Source organism: Palleronia rufa (assembly GCF_000743715.1).
Lineage (GTDB): Bacteria > Pseudomonadota > Alphaproteobacteria > Rhodobacterales > Rhodobacteraceae > Palleronia > Palleronia rufa.
In genome coordinates this window covers 12,754-27,640 of record NZ_JQEY01000012.1, presented here as the reverse complement: position 1 = coordinate 27,640, position 14,887 = coordinate 12,754, and the positions used below count along the sequence as shown (strand labels likewise).

Below are 14,887 nucleotides of genomic sequence, written 5' to 3'. Positions count from 1 at the left end.
TTTCGGTCTGAAATCAGAAGGGAAGCACGGCGTCCACCACGCGTTGGCCGAAGCGTGGCTGCTGGGCGCGGTCGATCTGACCACGTCCGCCATAGGAGATCCGGGCTGCGGCGATGCGGTCGTAGGGCACTTCGTTGCGGCGCGAGATATCCTCTGGCCGGACGATGCCGGTCACCAGAAGCTCACGGATCTCGTAGTTGAGGCGCAGCTCCTGGCGTCCCTCGATGGCGAAGCTGCCGTTGGGCAGCACCTCGGTCACGGTGGCGGCGACGCGCAGGGTCAGACGCTCTTTCCGGCTGGTCTTGCCATCGCCGGAATAGTCGCTGTTGGAGTTGACGCCGACCGCATTGCCCAGACTGGAGCCTTCCGGCAGGCGCCGGTCGATCCGCTGCGGAATGCCGAAGAAGTCGGAGACGCCCAGGCTCTCTCCGGCGCTGCGGGACCGGTTGGTGCTGTTGGAGAATTCCGCCTTGTCGTCGATCTCTATGACCACGGTGACGATGTCGCCGCGGGTCTCCGCCCGCCCGGTCCCCAGGAGCGACCCGCGCCCGGACGACCAGAGCGACGCGGATTCGGCCGGCAGTCCGGTCTGCAAATTCAGCGGCAGACCGGGGTTCTGCATCGCGACCAGTTCCGTGCTTTCGGCAACGGGCGAGAGCTGCGGCGGCGCGTCGATGCGTGCGGCCTGTCCGCAGGCGGTCAGCGACAGGGCGACGGTGGCGAGAAGGGCAACACGCATCATGGTTGGCTTTCGGAAACGAGGACCGTGCCCTCTCGGGTGACCGCGCCGAATACCGTCGTGCGCGAGGAAAGGTTCATGACGCGCAGCCGCTCACCCAGCCCGGCGCGGTCGAGCGCGCGGGCCTCTGCGGTCATCCTGAGACCGTTGGCGGCATAGACGATGGTCACGATCTGGTTGCGCTCGACCAGGGCGGGCGGGCCCACGTCGCCGCGGCGGATCGGGCGGCCGGCATAGATCGCCACGCGGGCCTCCTGTCCGACGGCTTGGGAGGGATCGGACAGCATGCCGGGCTGGTCGCCCTCCCTGGAGATCACGTCCCCCGGACCGATCAGCGTCTGCGGCCGGATCGTGCGGCTGGCGACAAGGATCTCGGCCGAGACGGCGCCCGGCAGGACGAGAAGGATCAAGAGCGCGCGGATCATCGGATCTGCGTGGTCGCGCCGAGCATCTGGTCGGCGGCGGTGATGACCTTGGCGTTCAGCTCATATCCGCGCTGCGCCTCGATCAGCTTGGTGATCTCGCGCACGGGATCGACCGAACTGTCCTCCAGATAGCCCTGACGGAACGTGCCCAGCCCCTCGGTACCCGGCTGGGCGGCAAGGGGGGGGCCGGAGGCGGGCGTCTCCACAAAGAGGTTCGAGCCGATCGCCTCTAGCCCCTTCATGTTGCTGAACCCCACAAGGTTGAACTGCCCCAGAAGCTGCGGTTCGACCTGATCGAGAAAATAGGCGTAGACCTCGCCATCGGCATTGATCGCGATAGAGCGCGCATCCTCCGGAATGGTGATGCCGGGCACGGCCGGATAGCCGTCCGAGGTGACGATCTGCCCGTCGCCGGTCCGCTTCAGCGAGCCGTCGCGGGTATAGCCGGACTGGCCCGACGGCAGCGTGACCTCGATGTAGCCGTTGCCTTCGATGGCGAGATCCAGATCGCCGCCGGTCTGTACCAGAGAGCCCTGCGCGATCTCCATGGTCACCGCGGTGGCGCGGGCCCCCAGTCCAAGCTGCACGCCGGTGGGAAGCTCTGTCCCCGTCGCCGAGGAGATCGTGCCGGGCCGGGCGACCTGTTCGTAGTGCAGGTCGGCGAATTCGGCCCGCCGGGCGTTGTAGCCGGTGGTGCTCATGTTGGCGAGGTTCTGGGAGATCACCTCGACCCGCATCTGCTGGGCGCTCATGCCGGTGGCGGCGATGGAAAGGGCACGCATGGTTGCTCCTATTGTCCTAGGGTGTTGATGACGCCGCGAATTCTTTCGTCTTCGCTGTCCATGAAACTCTGGCCCAGTTCGTAGGCGCGCTGGACCTCGATCATCCGGCTGATTTCGGTGACCGCGTTGACGTTCGATTTTTCCAGATAGCCCTGAAGGATCGCGGCGCCCTCGGCGGGTTCCGGCGGCGCGGACAGGGCGAAAAGCTGGCCGTTCTGGCGCGTCATGTCCTCTTGGCGGGTCGCATTCCACAGACCGATCTGCGCCAGGGGCTGGCCGTTGGCAGAAACCGTTCCATCGCGCGCGACCGTCAGGTCGGTGGCATCGGGCGGAACGAAGACCGGCGCGCCACCGCCGTCGAGCACACGCAGGCCGTCCGGCGTCACAAGCTCTCCCGCCGCGTTGGGCAGGAAGTTGCCCGCGCGGGTCAGCGCCTCTCCGCCGGGGGTCTCGATCAGGAAGTAGCCGTCGCCCTCGATGGCCAGGTCGAAGGCGCCGCCGGTCTGTTCCAATCCGCCCTGAAGCTGCGATGTCATCCGCACCCGCCCCGCCGCCATGCTGAGCGACGGCGCATCGTCCAGGGAGCGCACGAATTCCGAGAAGATCACCCCTTCCTTGCGAAACCCCTGGGTGCCTGCGTTGGCGATGTTGTTGGCGATCGCGCGCATCTCGTTCACGAGACCGCTCTGCCGTGTCAGGGCCGTATAGCCTGCGTTGTCCATGTCAGCCTCCGGCAACCAGGGGCACGATGGTCGTGTCGAAATAGGAGGTCAGCGTCCGCGTCATGAAGCCCATGGTCATCCAGAACACCACCGCGATCGCGAGCAGCTTCGGAACGAAGGTCAGGGTCAGCTCCTGGATCGAGGTCAGGGCTTGGAACAGGCCGATGCCCAGCCCGCCGATGAGCGCGACGCCCAGGATCGGGGCGGACATGGTGACCGAGATCCACATGCCCTGGCGCAGCGTGTCGTAGAAGACGGCTTCCGAAAGCATGGCTCAGACCGGCATCCGGAGGATTTCCTGGTAGGCCTCGACGACCTTGTCCCGCACCGTGACGGCCGTTTCCACGGCGAAGCGCGCCTCTGACAGGGCGCGGACGAGCGCGGTCGGGTCGGCGCCGCCGGTCATGGCGGATTTCGCCGTTTCCTCCGCGCCGGCAAGGGTTTCGGCGAAACTCTGGGCGGCGCCGGTCGCGGCGGCGACGGTCGGGTCCGCCTCTGTCGCGGGGCGTGCGGCGGCATAGCGTTGCGCGGCAAAGGTGGCGGTGACATCCATTCTGGATTCCCTTCAATGGTGGTGGTCGTTAGCGGCGCAGAAGCTCGAGCAGCCCTTGCGCCATCTGGCGTGATTGATCGAAGATCTTGAGGTTGGCCTCGTAGCTGCGCTGGGCTTCACGGGCGTCGGCGACCTCTATGATGAGATCGACGTTGGATCCCAGGTACTGACCGTTCTCGTCGGCCATCGGATGGCTGGGGTCGTAGATGCTGGGCAGCTCCGAGCGGTCGAGCCGGACGCGGCCGGGTTCGACGCCGCCATCGGCAAGTTCGCGGAACGGGATCGTCTTGCGCCGGTATCCCGGCGTGTCGGCATTGGCGATATTCTCCGAAACGTGGCGCAAACGGGCGGACTGGGCATCCATCCCGGTGGCCGATATGCCGAGCGCGGAAAGCAGTCCGTTCATCGGTCGATCTCCTTATCGTCCGCGCCCGAGCGCCGTGCTCAGGATGTCGCGGGTGGCGGTATAGACGGACAGGGCCATGTCGTGCTGCTGCCGGATTCCCGCGGCCTGCATCATCTCCATCTCCAGCGACACCGTGTTGCCGTTGGGAGAAGGCTGGCCGGGGCGCTCGACGGTTTCGGCCCGTGTCGTGCTGGTGTCGACGTCGAGATGCCCGTCGCGGGTCGCCTTCATGGCGGGGCCGTCCAGCTGTTCCGCGAAGGGCGCAAGGTCCGTGGCGCGATAGTCCGGCGTGTCGGCGTTCGCGATGTTCCGAGCGACAAGCTCCTGGCGCGCCGCTGCGTGAGAGGCGAGGGCGCTGGCGAGTGAGGAGACACCGATATCTGGCATTAACGTTGAGTCCCGTGTTGCGGCTCAACGAAGCATTAAGGCTGATTCCTTTATAAACGGTTTCGACGACATGAACGGAGCGTGCGAATGGACCGACCTGGACTACTGAACGTGGCGGCCGCCGTCAGGGGCGCGCCCGTGGTCCGGCAGACCGGACGGCTCGACGCGGTCGGCGAAGGCGTGTTGCGGGTGACGGGCCTGGCGCGCGCCGGACGTCTCGGAGAGCGCGTGACGGTGGGGGTCGGCGCCGTGGGCGGTGAGATCGTCGGAGCCGCGGACGGCAGAATCTCGGTGCTTCTGGACCGCTCTCCCGCCGGACTGATCCCCGGCGATCGCGTGCTGGCCGAGGGCGCGGCGGCCCTGGCTCCGGATCCGAGCTGGATCGGCCGCATCGTCGATCCAGCGGGCCGTCCCCTCGACGGGCGTCCGCTGCTTCCGGGGGCTGTGAGCCTGGCGCATTTCGCCGCCGCTCCCGCCGCCGCCACCCGGCGCGCGATGGGGGCGCGGCTGTCCACCGGCCTTCGCGCGTTCAACACGGTGCTGCCGATCGTGCGCGGACAGCGGATCGGGCTGTTTGCCGGATCCGGTGTGGGCAAATCCTCCCTGCTTGCCGCCTTTGCCCGCGGCATCGAGGCGGATGTGGTCGTGCTGGCCTTGATCGGCGAACGCGGCCGGGAGATGCGAGATTTCGTCGAGCGCGCGCTCGGACCGGAGGGCATGGCGCGGACGGTCGTCATTGCCGCCACCGCCGACCGGCCCGCGGCGGACCGCGCCCGCTGCCTTCCCGCGGCGCTGGCCGTGGCCGAACGGTTTCGCGACGACGGCCGCCACGTCCTGCTTCTGGCGGACTCGATCACCCGCCACGCCGAAGCGCACCGGCAGATGGCCGCCGCACGCGGAGAGGCGCCGGTGATTGCGGGCTTTCCCGCCTCCACCGCCCCCGAGATCATGTCCCTGGCCGAGCGTGCGGGCCCGGGGGCGGAGGGGTCGGGTGACATCACTGCCATCTTCACGGTGCTCGTTCCCGGCAGCGATATGGAGGGACCGCTGGCGGACATCCTGCGGGGCGTTCTCGACGGCCATGTCGTCCTCGACCGGGCCATCGCGGAGCGCGGTCGATTCCCGGCCATCGATCTGGTCCGGTCCGTGTCCCGCGCCTTGCCGGAGGCAGCCACCGCCCATGAGATGACCCTCATCGTCGAGGCGAGAAGGCTGATCGCGGCCTACGAACGCTCAGAGCTGATGATTCGCGCGGGCCTCTACAATGCCGGGTCCGACCGGGTGCTCGATGCCGCCGTGGAGGCCTGGCCGAAGCTCGATGCCTTTCTGGGCCAGTCCGAACCGATGGACCCGGGAGAGAGCTTCCGAGCGCTGGCGCGGTGCCTGTCGCGCTGATCCGAGCCGCCGTGGGTGGAACCCCGTCGACCCCGCAGGACACGCGTTCCCTTACTATGGGTGTCCGGTGACATCGCCCGGGAAGGTCCACATGGAAGTTGCGCACCGACCGCCGGCAAGCGAGCCGTTCGACCGCGGAACAGGCCGACGGCCAGGCGATCGGCGGTCGCTTCTGCGTCACAGGCACCTTGCCCTTCCGAAACGCTCTGCTCGCCACCGTTCTCGAACCGTCGCCGTGGCGCTCGGAGCCCGGCGCAATCACGGCATCCACACCAGCCACGCGCGAGGGCACGGGCGGCCGTCGTTCCGCTGCGCCCTCTCGCCGACCGCCAGAAAACGCCGGCCGAAGTGGATGAGCCGAAAGCCAACCACCCCGACTTCGTACTGACCCGCGCCAGCCGGTTTCGCGGGAATCGAGAGAATCCGCGCGTGCGAGGCCATTGCGACCGGGATCGTAACAAGCGGGGCGAGGATCGACGAAAGCGCCTATGTGCGCGTGCGCGGGGGGCGGAGCCGCGGGGCTCAGGACTGCAGGAGGGCCAAGGCAATGCTGGCGCTGGAGAACCCGACCGTGGAAATCGCATCGATCTGGGATCTGACCAGGAACTTGTCCACGATTTCGGGGGATCTGTCCGACGCGCTGAGCGCCTTGACGTCGTCGGTTCCGAATGCCTGACGGCTGCGGGACTTGAATTCCCCGATCTGCTGGTCGAGGTCGATCGCCGCGAAACTCTTCGGCAGTCCCAAGGCGCTTTCGAACACTTTCCGGACGGGCGGGTTCGACATGATGGTGAACCACATGCCGTCGTTGCTGAGCGATGGACGGGACGCGATTTCAGCGAGGTCGCGGGAGAACCCCAGCGCCAGGCGCATGTCGGGATCGACCTCCCCCGCGGCGATCTCGAACTGGCGATTTCGATAGGCATCGACGATGCGGCGTGCGAACCCGTCGTCCCCCGTTCGCGCGCCGCCCGCATCCCCGAACCCGAAGGCCCGCGACAAGGAGAGATACCGCTTGTCTGCGAAGCGGTTCACGAGAGATGTACGATCCTGCGTGTCGGACGAAAGAACCTTCTCGATCAGGAACCGGTTGTTGATATCTCCGTCCAGACCGAAGGCCCCCAAGGCGACCTCCATGAGATTGCGATTGCCAACGAGATCCTCGGCCGACGTGATCGAGGCGATCCTTTTCTCGAATTCCGAGATGTTGCGCTGGATTCGGGGTTGCGCCTCGAACGCGGTCTGCTGGGTGTCGCGCGTGCGCTGAAGGAATGCCCAGCCCGCCGGGCCCGGCAGCGGAACTACGGGAACGAAACTCATGTCCTGGCCAGTGACAGGATCATCGCCTCGGTATCGATGAGGCTTCGAAGTGACTTCAGCGCCTGGTAGGCCTGTCCGGCATCGATCGCCTTGCGGGCGGCCGACAACGCCTCGTGGCTGATCGGGTCGCGCAGGGCGAGGGACAGTTGTTCGATGCCTTCGAGCAGCTCGTTGGTCACGTCCTCGATCCGGCGGTCTCCCGACAGGACGAGCTGGGCTGCATAGCACAGGCGCCGGACGGGGGTATTGGCGTCGCGCGGGTGGATGGCGTCGCGCAAGCGCAGGATGTTCGCACCGGGGGTAAGGATGTTGAGTCGGCTGCGGCGGCTTCCGTTCTCGATCACCGCCCCGTTGATGAGGATGCGCTCGGCCGGTCCGAGCTTGAGGACCAGGCCGCTCATGACACCGTTGCCGGTGTTCTCAGCCCCGCCATGATCGCGGTATTGATCTCGACCAAGGCTGCAAGATCGGCGTCGCCACGCAGCACCTTGCTGCTGTGCTGGTCGGTGAATTCGGCAAGGTAGAAGATCCGCGCGCGGAGCTCTGCCGGCAGCCCGTTGTCGGGGCTGGCGACGTCGCAGGCCAACAACGTCCAGAGTTCGCGGTTCTTGTTGATGGCCGCAGCGCGCTCGCTGTAGGTTCCGGCCGTCTTCAGGGCCGACGTGGCGCGGGCGAAAGCCGCGTATTCGGTGTCGCGCGGGGCGCGCATCGATGTGGATGAGGTGGTGTAGGCAGAGCGGGCGAGAAGGGTTGCGTTCACGTCCTGTCCTTTTCGAGACGGAGCGGTCAAGCCGCTTGAGGAGACGAGTAAAGGGGGGTGGGGCGCCGTTCGGACGCCCCACCGTCACCGGATCAGCGGAACAGCGACAGGATCGTCTGCGGCGCCTGGTTGGCGATCGACAGCGACTGGACGCCCAGCTGTTGTTGCGTCTGCAGCGCCTGGAGACGGGCCGAGGCCTCTTCCATGTTGGCGTCCACAAGGCTGCCGATCCCGTTCTTCAGCGAGTCGGTCAGCGACGACACGAAGTCACGCTGGCTGCTGATATTGGCGGCCGACGCACCGAGCTTGGCGGTGCCTTCGATGGCGATGTCGATCAGCGCTTCGATCTCGCCCAGCGCCGTCGCGGCGGAGGCCTGGTCGGTGATGGTGGTGACGGTCGCACCCTGGATGCTGGTCTGGAAGTCCGCCGACGCGACGACGATGTTGTTCGCCGTGGTCACCGAACCGCCGTTGGCCCGGTCGAGCGAAGCGAGCGCCGTGAAATTGGCGGAGCCGTTGCCGATGTCGGTCTTCAGCAGGTTGATGCCGTTCAGCTGCGACCCGTTGATGGCGGACGTGATTTCCGCGATCTTCTTCTGCATCGCGTTGTCGACTTCGCCGAAGTCGGTACCGTCGGTCATCGCGCCGGCGGCAAGATCCTTCATCTGGTTCAGAAGGTCGGTGACGCGGTCCGCGCCGGCCATGGCGGTGCCCACGGTGGCTTCCGCCGTGCCGAGGGTGTCGTTGATCACCTTGAAGGCGGAGACGTCGACTTCCATCTGCTTGGACACGGCCCAGACGGCGGCGTTGTCCTTGGCGTCGTTGACCTTCTTGCCGGTCGAGATCTGGCTTTGCGTTTCGGCCAGGTTGGCGTTGGTCGAGCGCAGGGTCTGGAGCGCGACCATCGCGCCGGTGTTGGTCAGGATGCTGGTCATTGGTAATTTCCTATCGTGCGGACGCTGTTTTACGTCCGTTGCCGCCTAAGCGGTCCGGTTGGGTGATCCTTCTGATCCGGGCGTCGTCCCGTGGACGCGCACCACCTTTCGGCGTGGGGTCACATTGACCGGAATTGTCTAACGAGCCGCTAACGCGCGCAGCTTAGTTCTGCCCGCCGCCACGCTATTCCATGAAGATTGTAGGTTAATCCCCGAGGGTGATCGTGCGTCCGCCCGCGCTCTTTGCGTCTTCCGCGTCATGGGTGACCATGACCACGGGCAGATCGTGGCGCCGGGCCGAGGCGAAGACCATGTCCCGCGTCGTCGCCCTGCGCGCCGCGTCCAGACGGGAGAACGGCTCATCGAGCAGCAGCGCGGACGGCTGCGCCAGGAGCGTGCGCATCAGGGCGACACGCGCGCGCTGGCCGCCGGACAGGGTGGCGGGGTCGCGCGGTCCGAAGCCGGCCAGGCCAACCTCTTCCAAGGCCGCATCGATGCGCGCGCGGCGGTCGGAGCCCCCCGGCCGCATCCCGAAACCCAGGTTTCCCGCGACCGAAAGATGCGGAAACAGCAGGTCGTCCTGAAACAGGATGCCGATCCGCCGCTCATGGGTGGGAAGATGGGTGATGTCCCGGCCGGCAAGCACCACGCGGCCGGTCGCCTGGAACGCCGGTGCCAGGTTGCCCGTCAGGAACGCGAGCAGGGTGGACTTGCCGCTGCCGGAGGGGCCCATCACGGTCAGCACCTCTCCCGGAGCGATATGGGCGTCGAGTTGCACCAGCATGTCGCCGCCCTGCCGAACCGCCACGGAATCGAGCGTCAGCCCCTCAGCCATGGAGCCCCCGGCGGTTGCGGAAGATCAGGGCCGGCAGCGCGACGGCGAGCGCGAAGGGAAAGAGCGCGGCACCGGTCTGGGCAAGGGAGAACACGCCGATGGCCCGGCGGTCCCCGCCCGACGCAAGCGCCACGGCCTCAGTCGTCAAGGTCGCCACGCGGCCGCCGCCGATCAACAGCGTGGGCAGGTATTGTCCGACACTTACAGCGACGCCCACGGCGGCAGCCGTCAGGACGGGACGCAGGAGCATCGGCAGCCGGACCCGCAGGAGCGCACGCCCCGGCGTCGCGCCGAGTGCCGCGGCGACCGTGGCATAACGCGGATCCCACGCGCGCCATGGGTCGCCCAGCGACAGAAAGACGTATGGAAGGACAAAGACCAGATGCGCGCCGATGACCGGCACCCGCCCCACATCCGCCCCCAGGGACAGGAGAAAGGACTGCAGACCGGGCAGAAAGGCGGTCTGCGGGACGAGAAGCGGCAGGTACAAAAGCCAGGTGGCCGCGCGGCTGGGGGGGCGGCGGGCGCGATGTTCGGCCTCCAGGCAGCCGACGGTCAGGGCCAGGGCGATGATGGCCGCGACTCCGGCGACCACGAAAGTGTCGCGTGCGGCATCCCGAAGACCGGGAAAGTGGCGCGACCAGGAGCGCAGGGTCAGAGCGTCCGGGGTGAGATCGGGATAGCGCCAGGGCCCCGCGAAAGACCACATCGCAAGGCCGACAAGTCCCAGCAGCACCACCCCCGCCGAGATCCCCGCCAGGGTCAGTCCGGCACCGCGCAGCACCGGCTCTGCCGCGCCGCGCCCGCCACCCTCTGCCCAGCGGCGCCCAAGCCGGGTGACGGCCCATTCGCCAAGGCGCCAGAACGCCAGCGCGCCGATGACCAGCGCGAATTGCAGGAGCGCCGCGGCCGCGGCCACCATGCGCATCCCGAGATCCGGTGCGCCCATCCACCGGACGATCTGGACCGACAGGGTCCCGGGCGTCGTCGGCCCGAGGATCAGGGCGACATCGACGACGGACATGGAATAGGCCAGAACCACGTAGACCGGCAGCCTTATCTGGGCATAGACGCGCGGGAAAACCGCCTTGAGCCAGCCGGCCACGCGGCCGTAGCCCAGCGAGCGGGCGACCTCCATCGACGGGCCGGCCTGCGATTGCGGCAGCGCGGCAAGGGTCATCAGCAGCAGGAACGGCACCTCCTTGGCAATCAGCCCGGCGGTCATCGACAGACCCCAGGGATCGCCGACGATCAACAAGTCCGGCGGTCTTTCCCACCCCGCAAGAGGTGCCGCGATCCGTGCGAGCCATCCCGATGGCGCGATCAGGAACGCCAGGCCGAAGGCCGCTGCGGCGTGGGGGACCGACAGCAGGGGAGAGAGCAGACGCTCCAGCCAGGCGAAGGCGCGCGTCCCCGACCAGCCCGCGACGATGAGCGTGACGATCAGCAGCGACATGAAGGTGGCAAGAAGGCCCGTGGTGACGGACAGGCGGCAGGCCGCCGACAGACCGGGCCAGGCCAGGAGCCGCTCGACCGCCACGATGGAGGGCCCCTGGAACCCGGCCGCCGGCAGATGGCCCATCGCGGGCAGGACCGCACCCATCAGCCCTGCGGCCACCGGACCCAGCATGGCAAGAACGGTCAGCGCGGGCAGAACCCTCAGCATCCTGCCGGCTGGCCTGAGACCGTCACTCCGCGCCGTAGCGCGAGAGCCAGGCCGATTCGACCGCCGCCGACCAGCTCGCGTGGGGTTCCGGCAGCGCCCGTCCCAGATCGGCGGGTGGCAACGTCGCGATGCCCAGCTTCAGATCCGCGAAGGCGGCGGCGTCCTTTCGGGACAGCTTGTCCATGTCCAGCACGGTGCCGTAGCCGAGCACCTCGGGGTCCTGGGCGCGCAGCTGCGCCTCCGGGGACAGAAGCGCGTTCGCCACCACCATCGCGCCGGCTTTGGAGCCGGAGTTGAACGGGATCGCCACGAAGGACGCGTTGCCGATCGTTCCCGTTTCCGGGACGAAGGTGCGAACGCTTTCGGGAAGCTGGAAATTGGCGATCGCGGTGGACGCCTCTGACGGAGAGAGCGATGGCGCCATGTCGATCTCGTCATCCGACAGGAGCTGAAACTGCGCCGGCCCGGTCGCGGGGTACGCCTTGCCGCTGCGCCACAGCGTTGGCGTGATCTCATCGAGATAGGCCCAGAGGGGGGCTGTCACGGCGTCGAAATCGTGCTGCTCCACCGGATCCTGGAGCACGGCCGGGTCTTCGACAAGGCTCACCAGTGCCTGTTTCAGGAACGTGGTGCCCAGGAAATCCGGCGGCTGCGGAAAGGTGAAGCGGCCCGGGTTCTCCGCCGCCCAATCCTTTATTTCTCCCATCGAGGATAGGGGTGCCGCATCGTCACTGTCATACATGAACACCAGTTGCGCCTTGGCCCAGGGGCTCTCCAGCCCGTCCACCGCGGTGCCGAAGTCGTTGGTCACCACGTCGTCTTCGACGACGAGCGCATTGTTCGGGATCCGGTCCGACCAGGGACCGAACAGCAGACCGCCCTGCTTCATGGCCGCGAAGTTGGCCCCGTTGATCCAGATCAGATCGACCGCACCGTCCTGTGTCTCACCGGCCTGCCGCTCGGCCAACACGCGGGTCACGGCATCGGCGGTATCTGTCAGCTTGACGTGTTCGAGAGTCACGCCCGCGTCCTGCGCCACCTTGTCCCCGATCCATTCGATGAACGCGTTGGTCGGCGTGGATCCGCCCCAGGCGTGCCAGTAGACGGTCTGTCCGTCGGCCTCCTTCAGGACGGCGTTCCAGTCCGACGGGTCGGGCTCCGCTAGGGCGGCGGCCGGTCCACAGAACGCGGCGACAAGTAACAGGAGCTTCATTCGCAGGCCTTTCATGAAAAAATACGGCGGGCCGCATGGATCCGCAGCACGGCCGTTGCGAAACACAGTGTTCCGAAGGCGTAGGCAAGGGGCGCGAAGAGGTCGGGCAGGAGACAGAGGATCACGAAGAAGCCGATGGTTTCCGTGCCCTCCAAAAGCCCGTTCGAAAAGTAGAGCGACTTGTGACCCTGGCGTGCGGTCTCCATGCGGCGTTTCTCTGCCAGGATGGCGTATCCCAGGAAGCTGGTGCCGTTGACGTAGAAACTGGTCAGAAGGAACGACGCGGCAAGGGCATTGCGGTCCGGTGCGTAAAGGGCGAACGCGAACGGTACGGCGCCGTAGAAAAGGAAGTCCGACGCGATGTCCAGATAGCCGCCGAAATCCGTTCGCACCGTCGCGCGCGCCACCGCGCCGTCCAGGCCGTCGGCAAGGCGAGAGAGCAGCAAGATCCCCAGCGCGGCCAGAAATGCCCCCTGAGCGATCAGCGCGGCCGAGGCGAGGCCCAGCCCCAGGCCGGTCATCGTCACGGCGTTCGCCGTCAGCCCAACCCGGGCGAGTGCGCGACCCGCAGCGTTCAGCGGCGGATCGATCAGTTTTCGCACAGCAGCGTCGAGCAAGGTCGCTTCTCCGGTTTTACGCGATCATTCACGTAAATCCGGGCGTGCCGCAACTCGGCTGTCGCGTTTGTGACGGGCTGTTGGACGCGCCCTCAGGCGCGCCGCTCAAGCTCCGGCCTGACCGCCGCGATGCGCGTCCTCTGGCCCCGTTCCGAATAGGTCGAGGTGGTGACGCCGTCGCGGATGACCGTCAGCCGGTCGCGGGCTGCCTCGACTCCGGATTTCGCGGCGTCGAGCAGCTTGAGGTTCAGTTCCGCCGCCTCGGTCAACGCGTCGATGGGGCGGGTGATGCCCTTGCGCTCCAGCTTCTCGACGCAGGCAGTCTTGCGCGGGATGAGCGCGGCCGCGGCGGCCAGATCGCCCCGTCGCAGATGTGCGCGCTCGGCCTCGAGCAGGGCGAGGAGATCGGCGACGAGCCTATCCATCGGTCCGCCCCGTCATGCTGCGAACCAACTGTTCGGCCAGCCCGATGCCGCCCGCCGCCTGCATCTGCGCGGCCTGTTCGTCCCGCAGGAAGGACTGGAACTGGCTTTCGCCGATGCCGCCGCCAAAGGTGTTCTGGCTTTCGCCAAGCCCGGCGCCCTTCAGCATCTCCGACAAAAAGGCGGCTTCGAGCGTTTCCGCGGCCTTGCGGATCGCGGCCTCCCGCGGTTTCGCGATGCCGGTCGAAATGGGGTCGAGTGCGTCCATGAATATCTCCCTTCCATGCCGTCTTGCGTGATTCCGGTAAAGAAATCGTAAGGATTTGCGGCCAGCCTGCGACGGAAGCTTCATGGATGAGCCATGCTCCGATTCGAGAATCATAGCGATCCGGCATCGACGCGCGGTCAGGTTCCGCCTGCGGTCCGGTCCAGTGGCGGCGCGGAGTTCAGAACGACGCTCGCCGCGCTGGCGGGGGCGTCCGCGGACGGGCCTTCGGCCGAGGGGGCGGCACGCGTCCCGGACCCCGAGGCTGCCGATACGGAAGCCGCCGGGGAAGAATTGCTGCAGGACGGAGAGAAGGCTCTCGATACAGCGCAAGAGGGGGCGGACCCTGCCGATCCGGAGCAGAGGGCCGCGGTGGAGCCGGGGCGGGATGCACCCAGAACGGCACCGCCCAACGTGCTTGGGATGGACGACATGCGGAGCGGCGTGCGGGACGCGGGTCGGAAAGAGGCGCCGGATATACCGCCCGCAGCGTCCCCCCGGACGGGTTCCGACCCCTCGACCGGCCCCGATCCCCGGGAGCTGGTGACCCGGGCGCGGATGGAGACGGCCCGAACGGCGGAAGGCGCGATGCGACCGTCAGGAACGCCCTCCGCGCCTCCGGACGCGGCGATGCGGACCGGCGGAACGGCCGCCGAAGGGCTCCGCGATCGACCCGCCCCGGATCTGCGTCCCGAACAACGGTCGGCCAGTAGGCCGGTCGCCGGGAAACAGGAAACGGTCGAGATCGTTCGCGGCGCCATCCGCGCGGGGACGGAGGCTGCGGCCCCACCGGTGGCGGCCGTCGATCCCGCCGCCAGGACCGGGGCCGACATGCCGCCTGCCGCGGCATCGGCCGTCACCGCGGTCGTCGGCCCGCGCGGCCAGGGCCATGCGCCGGCCCGGTTCGGCGACGTGTCCGCGCCCGAACTGGCAGCGGCATCGACGGAGATGGCCGTTCCCAAGACGGATGCGCGCTCCGATCTGGTGGACCTGGGCGCAAAATCCACGCAGGTGGACGCGCCGCGATCTGCGCCCCCGGTCCCGCACGGCGCGCCGGCGGCCGCAGCAGAACAGGTCCGCGCGCTGTCGGAAGCCATCGTCCAGGCGCGCGGCGACCGGATCGAGATCGCGCTTTCGCCCGAAGAGCTGGGCAGGGTGCGTATCTCTCTCAGCCACCGCGAGGACGGCGTGTCGGTGCAACTGTCAGCCGACCGTCCGGAGACGACCGCGCTTTTGCGGCGCAACATGGATCAGTTGGCCGACGCGCTGCGCGATGCCGGCCTGGGATCGGTCGACATCGGCTTCGGCGACCGCGGGGAGCAAGCGCCGCCCGACCAGCGCCGCGACATGGGGTACGCCGCGGAGCCGGAGATCATCGCCGTCGCCCCGCAGCGGCGCACCGCAACCGACCCCACGCGGGTCGATCTGAGATTTTGAGAGGACGA

Annotated in this window: 20 protein-coding genes; 2 read left to right on the top strand and 18 right to left on the bottom strand. The window is 67.7% G+C overall.

Going from position 1 to position 14,887, the window contains the following annotated elements; translation table 11 throughout:
• Positions 1–13 precede the first annotated feature (13 nt).
• Genes flgH through KW83_RS14150 form a run of 8 tightly spaced genes read right to left on the bottom strand, consistent with a single transcriptional unit; the run spans position 14 to position 4,014 of the window.
• Positions 14–739 (bottom strand): flagellar basal body L-ring protein FlgH, encoded by a 726-nt coding sequence (flgH, locus tag KW83_RS14185; protein WP_200879691.1) that lies wholly within the window; start codon positions 737–739, stop codon positions 14–16.
• Complete coding sequence (gene flgA, locus KW83_RS14180) at positions 739–1,164, bottom strand: flagellar basal body P-ring formation chaperone FlgA (RefSeq protein WP_036180168.1); 426 nt, start codon at positions 1,162–1,164, stop codon at positions 739–741. The genes flgH and flgA overlap by 1 nt, the downstream gene beginning before the upstream one ends.
• Positions 1,161–1,946: a flagellar basal-body rod protein FlgG gene (gene flgG, locus KW83_RS14175; RefSeq protein ID WP_036180165.1), complete on the bottom strand. Its 786-nt coding sequence runs from the start codon at positions 1,944–1,946 to the stop codon at positions 1,161–1,163. Before flgG ends, flgA begins: the two co-directional genes overlap by 4 nt.
• Positions 1,947–1,954: 8 nt before the next feature.
• A complete protein-coding gene (locus tag KW83_RS14170; protein WP_036180163.1) occupies positions 1,955–2,668 on the bottom strand; it encodes a flagellar hook-basal body complex protein in 714 nt (237 codons plus the stop codon).
• A 1-nt stretch (position 2,669) separates the two neighbouring features.
• Positions 2,670–2,939, bottom strand: coding sequence for a flagellar biosynthetic protein FliQ (locus KW83_RS14165; protein ID WP_036180161.1), 270 nt, complete (start codon positions 2,937–2,939; stop codon positions 2,670–2,672).
• 3 nt (positions 2,940–2,942) lie between these two features.
• Entirely contained in the window at positions 2,943–3,221 is a 279-nt protein-coding gene (fliE, locus tag KW83_RS14160; RefSeq protein WP_036180158.1) for a flagellar hook-basal body complex protein FliE, read from the bottom strand.
• Positions 3,222–3,249: 28 nt separating this feature from the next.
• A complete protein-coding gene (flgC, locus tag KW83_RS14155; RefSeq protein WP_036180156.1) occupies positions 3,250–3,627 on the bottom strand; it encodes a flagellar basal body rod protein FlgC in 378 nt (125 codons plus the stop codon).
• Between the two features lie 12 nt (positions 3,628–3,639).
• A complete protein-coding gene (locus KW83_RS14150; RefSeq protein WP_036180153.1) occupies positions 3,640–4,014 on the bottom strand; it encodes a FlgB family protein in 375 nt (124 codons plus the stop codon).
• 87 nt (positions 4,015–4,101) lie between these two features.
• Between KW83_RS14150 and KW83_RS14145 the strand changes: the two genes are divergently transcribed.
• A complete protein-coding gene (locus KW83_RS14145; protein WP_036180150.1) occupies positions 4,102–5,409 on the top strand; it encodes a FliI/YscN family ATPase in 1,308 nt (435 codons plus the stop codon).
• 522 nt (positions 5,410–5,931) lie between these two features.
• Here the strand turns inward: KW83_RS14145 and KW83_RS14135 are convergent.
• The 10 genes from KW83_RS14135 to KW83_RS14090 form a co-directional block, all read right to left on the bottom strand.
• Positions 5,932–6,729, bottom strand: coding sequence for a DUF1217 domain-containing protein (locus KW83_RS14135; RefSeq protein ID WP_036180145.1), 798 nt, complete (start codon positions 6,727–6,729; stop codon positions 5,932–5,934).
• Positions 6,726–7,130: a flagellar biosynthesis repressor FlbT gene (flbT, locus tag KW83_RS14130; RefSeq protein ID WP_036180142.1), complete on the bottom strand. Its 405-nt coding sequence runs from the start codon at positions 7,128–7,130 to the stop codon at positions 6,726–6,728. Before flbT ends, KW83_RS14135 begins: the two co-directional genes overlap by 4 nt.
• Entirely contained in the window at positions 7,127–7,489 is a 363-nt protein-coding gene (flaF, locus tag KW83_RS14125; RefSeq protein WP_036180139.1) for a flagellar biosynthesis regulator FlaF, read from the bottom strand. The genes flbT and flaF overlap by 4 nt, the downstream gene beginning before the upstream one ends.
• A 92-nt stretch (positions 7,490–7,581) precedes the next feature.
• Complete coding sequence (locus tag KW83_RS14120; protein WP_036180135.1) at positions 7,582–8,424, bottom strand: flagellin N-terminal helical domain-containing protein; 843 nt, start codon at positions 8,422–8,424, stop codon at positions 7,582–7,584.
• Between the two features lie 205 nt (positions 8,425–8,629).
• Positions 8,630–9,259 carry an ATP-binding cassette domain-containing protein gene (locus tag KW83_RS14115; RefSeq protein WP_036180132.1) on the bottom strand — a complete coding sequence of 210 codons (630 nt, stop codon included), beginning with the start codon at positions 9,257–9,259 and terminating at the stop codon, positions 8,630–8,632.
• Positions 9,252–10,925 (bottom strand): ABC transporter permease, encoded by a 1,674-nt coding sequence (locus KW83_RS14110; protein ID WP_036180130.1) that lies wholly within the window; start codon positions 10,923–10,925, stop codon positions 9,252–9,254. Before KW83_RS14110 ends, KW83_RS14115 begins: the two co-directional genes overlap by 8 nt.
• Before the next feature lie 22 nt (positions 10,926–10,947).
• Entirely contained in the window at positions 10,948–12,138 is a 1,191-nt protein-coding gene (locus KW83_RS14105) for an ABC transporter substrate-binding protein (RefSeq protein WP_036180127.1), read from the bottom strand.
• A gap of 11 nt (positions 12,139–12,149) precedes the next feature.
• Entirely contained in the window at positions 12,150–12,755 is a 606-nt protein-coding gene (locus KW83_RS14100; RefSeq protein ID WP_036180125.1) for a CDP-alcohol phosphatidyltransferase family protein, read from the bottom strand.
• Between the two features lie 92 nt (positions 12,756–12,847).
• Positions 12,848–13,180 (bottom strand): hypothetical protein, encoded by a 333-nt coding sequence (locus KW83_RS14095; protein WP_036180123.1) that lies wholly within the window; start codon positions 13,178–13,180, stop codon positions 12,848–12,850.
• Complete coding sequence (locus tag KW83_RS14090; protein WP_051928527.1) at positions 13,173–13,445, bottom strand: rod-binding protein; 273 nt, start codon at positions 13,443–13,445, stop codon at positions 13,173–13,175. The genes KW83_RS14095 and KW83_RS14090 overlap by 8 nt, the downstream gene beginning before the upstream one ends.
• Positions 13,446–13,538: 93 nt before the next feature.
• Here KW83_RS14090 and KW83_RS19305 point away from each other — a divergent pair, with 93 nt between their 5' ends.
• Complete coding sequence (locus tag KW83_RS19305; protein WP_051928526.1) at positions 13,539–14,879, top strand: flagellar hook-length control protein FliK; 1,341 nt, start codon at positions 13,539–13,541, stop codon at positions 14,877–14,879.
• The last annotated feature ends 8 nt before the right edge of the window (positions 14,880–14,887 follow it).